Below are 5,053 nucleotides of genomic sequence, written 5' to 3'. Positions count from 1 at the left end.
AGGTCCACCTGGCGGACCAGGTACGGGCTGCACGCCTCCACCTCGTCCGCCATGGGGTTGCGGTTGTCGGGCGGCCGGCACTTGAGCACGTTGCAGATGTAGACCGCCTCGCGGGGAAGCCCGACGGAGGCGAGCAGCAGGTCCAGCAGCTTGCCCGCCTTGCCCACGAAGGGCCGCCCGGTGCGGTCCTCGTTCTCCCCCGGTGCCTCGCCCACCACCATCAGGTCCGCCGCGGGGTCGCCCTCGCCGAAGACGACGTGCTGGCGGGAATTCGCCAGCCGGCAGCGCGGGCAGCCCAGCGCCAGGTCGCGCACCGCGTCCAGCGTGGGGAGCATCACGATCTCCTCCGCGCTGGCGCCGCGCGCGGGGGCGTCCGGCGCCTGCCGCATCTCCCCGGCCCCGGGCGTCCCGTCAGCCGCGATGCCTACCGCCACGCGCTCCAGCGGCCGAGCTTCGGAGGGACGCGTCCGCTCCGGAGACGACGGTGCAGCCGTGCGTCCAACGTGAACGTCGGAAGATGGGGACGCGGGGGCCGCGGGCACCACACCCGAAACGCTCCCGGCGCTACCGGAAAGCAGAGCCCTCAGCTCCGCCTCGGTCCAGCCGTCGAGCACGACCTCCGTCTCCCCCAGCTCCATTCGCTGGCGGACGTAGCGCTCCAGCAGGTCGCGCGGGTCGGTCAACGCGCGGGCTCCCGCGGCGGCACCAGCGTCTCCACGCGGTCCAGGATGCGGTCCGCCACCTCGGCCTTGTGCAGCAGCGGCAGCGCCTCGTCGTCGCGGCCGGGCTGGAGGAGGACGACGCGGTTGGTGGCGACCTCGAACCCCGCGCCCGGCTCCGTCGCGTCGTTCACGACGAGCAGGTCCAGGCCCTTCGCTTCCAGCTTCCGCCGCCCGTTGCTCACCGCGTCGTTCGTCTCAAGCGCGAAGCCGACGACCACGCACGCCGGCGGCCGCGCCTCGCGCGTCGCCTTGAGCACGTCCGCCGTCGCTTCCAGGCGGATGGTCGGGATCTCGCCGTCCTCCTTCTTGATCTTCCGCTCGGCCGGGTCCGCGGGACGGAAGTCCGCCACGGCGGCGGACATCACCAGCACGTCGGCAGATGGAAGAGCCGAGGCGACGGCGTTCCGCATCTCCTCCGCCGTCTCGACACGTTCGACCTCGACTCCCGGCGGGGGAGCGAGGGGCGACGGGCCGGTGACGAGAAGCACGCTCGCGCCGCGGCGCCATGCGGCGGCGGCGATCTCGTAGCCCATCCGGCCGGACGAGCGGTTGCCGATGAAACGCACCGGGTCGATGGCTTCGCGCGTGGGGCCTGCGGTGACGACCACGCGCCGTCCGCCCAGCGCACCCGCGGGCTCCAGCGCGCGTCCGGCGTGCGCGACGACCTCGTCCGGCTCGATCATCCGCCCCGGCCCCTCACCCTCGCCCCACGCGAGCGGCCCGACGGCGGGCCCGGCGATCCGATACCCGATCTCCGCCAGGCGGCGCAGGTTGGCCTGCGTCTGCGGGTGGCGGTACATGCGGTCGTTCATCGCCGGGCAGACGACGACGGGGGCGTCGGTGGCGAGGAGGACGGCGGTGAGCAGGTCGTCGGCCATCCCGGCGGCGGCGCGCGCGATAAAGTTGGCGGTCGCGGGGGCGACCACCACCGCGTCGGCGTCGCGCGCCAGATGGATGTGGGTGAGGGGCTGGCCCGGCGGGTACAACGAGGTGTGCGCGGCGCGGCCGGTGAGCGCCTCGAACGTCAGGGGGCGCACGAACTCCAGGGCGCCCGCCGTGAGCACCGCCTCGACGGCGGCGCCGGCCAGCGCCAGCTCGCGGGCGACCGCCACGGCCTTGTACGCCGCGATGCCGCCCGTGACCCCCAACACGACGCGGCGCCCCTCGAAGGGACGCCGCAGACCGCGCGCGGCCGGCACGTGCGGCCTAGTACTCGGGCCGGCGGCGCGACGTCAGGTGGTAGTCCACCGTGCCCTTGGCCACTTCCTCGATGGCGATGGTGGTCAGCTTCTCGCGGACCTCGCCGGGGACGCCGCTCACGGTGGGGTCTTCCATCAGCTCGTTGCGGCGCAGGTCGTTCAGGTTGCGCGCGTACTTGGCGGCCACCAGCACGCCCAGGTACTTGCTTCCGGTGTGGCGGGCCGCCTGGCCCGGGGTCACGACTCTCATTGCGAACGCTCCTGCGTCTGTGCGATTTCCCGCGCGCCGCCGGGGGGCGGCGCCACGTGCTTCCCGATCTCCCGGCAGATGCGCTCCAGAGTGGCGCCCATCTCCGGCAGGTGCTGCACCCTGTGCGACTCGGTGGCGAGGATCTTCTCCACCGCGTCTACCGTGGCGTCCAGGTCGTCGTTCACCACCACGTAGTCGAACTCCGCCGCGCTCTGCACCTCGCCGCACGCGTTGGACAGCCTGCGCTGCCGCACCTCCTCGCCCTCGCTGCCGCGGCGCAGCAGGCGCTCGGCCAGCACGTCGCCGTTGGGCGGGAGGATGAAGACGTGCACCGCGTCGGCCGCCACCTTCCGGATCTGCCGCGCGCCCTGCACATCGATGTCCAGCAGCAGGAACTGGCTGCGCTCCACCGCCCGTGTCAGGTTGGCGAGCGGCGTGCCGTAGTAGTTGCCGTGCACCTCCGCCCACTCCGCCAGCTCGCCCGCGTCGATCATCCGCCGGAACTCGTCCACGGGCACGAAGTGGTAGTCCACCCCGTTGCGCTCGTGGCGGCGCGGCGCGCGCGTGGTGGCCGAGACGGAGAAGACGACGTCGCCGCGCCTCTCGCGGAGGCGCCGCGCGATCGTCGTCTTGCCGGCGCCCGAGGGGGCCGAGAGCACCACGGGGAAGGTGCGGCAGGGCAGGCCGCGGCGCGCGGGGCTCACTCTACGTTTTCCACCTGCTCGCGGAGGCGCTCCACCTCGTCCTTGATGGCGACCACGCGGTGCGCGATGGCCGCGTCGTTGGCCTTGGAGCCGATGGTGTTCGCCTCGCGGTGCATCTCCTGCACAAGGAACGACAGGCGCTTGCCCACCGGCTCGGCCGAGTCCGCGGCCAGCAGCTCGCGGAACAGCTCGCCGTGCGAGCGGAAGCGCACCAGCTCCTCGTTCACGTCCCAGCGCTCGGCCAGGTGCGCCACCTCCTGCGCCAGCCGGTCCTCGCTGATGCCCACGCCGCCGGCCAGCTCGCGTATCGCCTCGCGCAGCCGGTCGCGCTCGGCCGTGAGACGCGCGGGCGCGCGGCGCTCGATCTCGGCCAGTGCGGCGGAGATGGCGTCCAGCCTGCCTTCCAGGTCTGCCTGGAGGCGGCGGCCCTCGTCCTCGCGCATGGTCACGTTGCGGCGCGACGCTTCCTCCACCACCGCGCGGAGGTCGTCTCCGTCCACCTCCACCTGAACGTCGGCGGTGTCGTCGCGGACGATCACGTCGGAGTAGCGGGTGAGCAGCGCCAGGTCGGGCTCGCCGGGAATGCCGAAGCGCTCGCCCATCTCGCGGAACAGGGCGAGGTAGGCGGCCACGCGCTCGTCGTTCACGCGCAGGCCGCGGGCGGCCGCGTCGCCGGGGTGGGGCTCCACGCGGATGGCGCAGCTCACGTGGCCGCGCGACACGGACGTCCGCAGCCACTCGCGCATCTCCGTCTCCCAGCGCGCGAGCGACGAGGGGAGCCGGAAGTTCACGTTGAAGTGGCGGTGGTTCACCGTCCGTACTTCGGCCTGCAGGACCCCGGCGGGAGTGTCGCGCTCCGCCTCCCCGTACCCCGTCATGCTCCGTATCATCACCCCTCCGTGAATCCTGGAAGTTACCGGCCCGGCGAGCCTACGTCAACTTTGAGCAGCGTTCTCCGGCGGTTTGGCTGGCGTGGCCGAGAGGCGTAGGGAGGGCGTGCCGGGTCGGCGGAAGAGGCTCCGTCGCGGGACCGCTCCGGAGCCGGGCGGGAAACTGCCCCCGCCCGTCTCCTCCGCGGGGTCGGCGAGCCTCCTCCTCCGGCCAACGATACCCCTGTTGGCCTCCGTCCGGGGTCTCCCCGCCCCGGCGCGAGCCTCGCGCCATCCGCGCACCCTGACGCACCACGCCGCGCGAGTCTCCCGCCGCACATCTTCTTCTTCTGGATACGACAACCGACACTTGCAATCACAGCATCTGCACCGTTCCTGAAGCGGCAAAGGTACCAACACTGTGCCCGCACGATCGTCTCCCGTCCAGCCGAGTCCGTACACCAGCGCCCAACCTGCCGAACGCCAGCCACTTACATACGCAGCAAGAGAGTTGACAATCTCTCCAGGACACGTGAGCTTCGGAAGAGTGCCGTGCTTCGGCCTGCCCAACTGAAAGCGAACCGCATGAAGAACGCAGTGAGGCGCCCCGCAGCTTCGCCTGCGCTCCCCGACGATCTCGCGATCTTCGAGAGCCGCATGCGGCACCTCGGCATCTCAGTTCGTCTCCCCGACGCCGGGCCCGGCTACGCGATTCCGGACACGGTCTCGATCGAGGGTGAGCCGCTCAGTGAAACTGTGGTCAGGCTTCGCCGCGGCGCGTGAAGTACTACTTCCTCGACACCAGCGCGTTCGTCCGTATCTACGCGCTGGAGCCGGGGACCGAGACGGTGAAGGACCTGCTCCGGGCAGCGACCGCACCCACTCCGTCTGCCCGCGTCCTCGTCTGTGACCTCGTCTATCCCGAAGCCCTTTCCGCTCTTTCGCAGCGCCTGGCGGAGAAGAAGCTGACCCGCCTCGCGCACCGCAGCGCGGCGGATGGAGTGCGGCAGGCGCTTCACGGAGCCACGACACCGTTCCTCATCATCCCCGCCAGCGGCGTCATGGAGCAGGCGGGCGAGCTGGTGCGGATCTACGGCCTGCGCGGAGCCGACGCGGTGCACCTGGCGGCGGCACTGGCCGGACGCGAAGGCGCGCCGGACGGCGTCGCTTTCCGCTTCGTCACCAGTGACCACCGGCAGGCTGACGCCGCGCGAGGCGAGGGCTTCGCCGTCTACGACCCCGCCGCCAAAGCTCTGCGCGAACCACCCAGTTCGTAACTCGGTGCACTCAATCGACCATAATCGGGGGG

General features: G+C 71.9%; 7 protein-coding genes. 2 read left to right on the top strand and 5 right to left on the bottom strand.

Going from position 1 to position 5,053, the window contains the following annotated elements:
• The 5 genes from VFE05_00640 to VFE05_00620 form a co-directional block, all read right to left on the bottom strand.
• On the bottom strand, nucleotides 1–683 hold a 683-nt coding region (locus tag VFE05_00640; GenBank protein ID HET6228549.1), incomplete at its 3' end, for a uracil-DNA glycosylase.
• A complete protein-coding gene (gene coaBC, locus VFE05_00635) occupies nucleotides 680–1,921 on the bottom strand; it encodes a bifunctional phosphopantothenoylcysteine decarboxylase/phosphopantothenate--cysteine ligase CoaBC (GenBank protein ID HET6228548.1) in 1,242 nt (413 codons plus the stop codon). The genes VFE05_00640 and coaBC, both read right to left, overlap by 4 nt.
• A gap of 7 nt (nucleotides 1,922–1,928) precedes the next feature.
• Entirely contained in the window at nucleotides 1,929–2,171 is a 243-nt protein-coding gene (gene rpoZ / locus VFE05_00630; GenBank protein ID HET6228547.1) for a DNA-directed RNA polymerase subunit omega, read from the bottom strand.
• Entirely contained in the window at nucleotides 2,168–2,875 is a 708-nt protein-coding gene (gene gmk, locus VFE05_00625; GenBank protein ID HET6228546.1) for a guanylate kinase, read from the bottom strand. The genes rpoZ and gmk overlap by 4 nt, the downstream gene beginning before the upstream one ends.
• A complete protein-coding gene (locus tag VFE05_00620; GenBank protein HET6228545.1) occupies nucleotides 2,872–3,753 on the bottom strand; it encodes a YicC/YloC family endoribonuclease in 882 nt (293 codons plus the stop codon). Before VFE05_00620 ends, gmk begins: the two co-directional genes overlap by 4 nt.
• 576 nt (nucleotides 3,754–4,329) lie before the next feature.
• On the opposite strand from VFE05_00620, the gene VFE05_00615 reads away from it, so the two are divergent.
• Complete coding sequence (locus tag VFE05_00615; protein HET6228544.1) at nucleotides 4,330–4,527, top strand: hypothetical protein; 198 nt, start codon at nucleotides 4,330–4,332, stop codon at nucleotides 4,525–4,527.
• Complete coding sequence (locus VFE05_00610) at nucleotides 4,524–5,021, top strand: type II toxin-antitoxin system VapC family toxin (GenBank protein HET6228543.1); 498 nt, start codon at nucleotides 4,524–4,526, stop codon at nucleotides 5,019–5,021. Before VFE05_00615 ends, VFE05_00610 begins: the two co-directional genes overlap by 4 nt.
• Nucleotides 5,022–5,053 lie beyond the last annotated feature (32 nt).

This window comes from Longimicrobiaceae bacterium (genome assembly GCA_035696245.1).
Classification (GTDB): Bacteria; Gemmatimonadota; Gemmatimonadetes; order Longimicrobiales; family Longimicrobiaceae; genus DASRQW01.
This window is presented reverse-complemented; position numbering and strand designations above follow the sequence as displayed.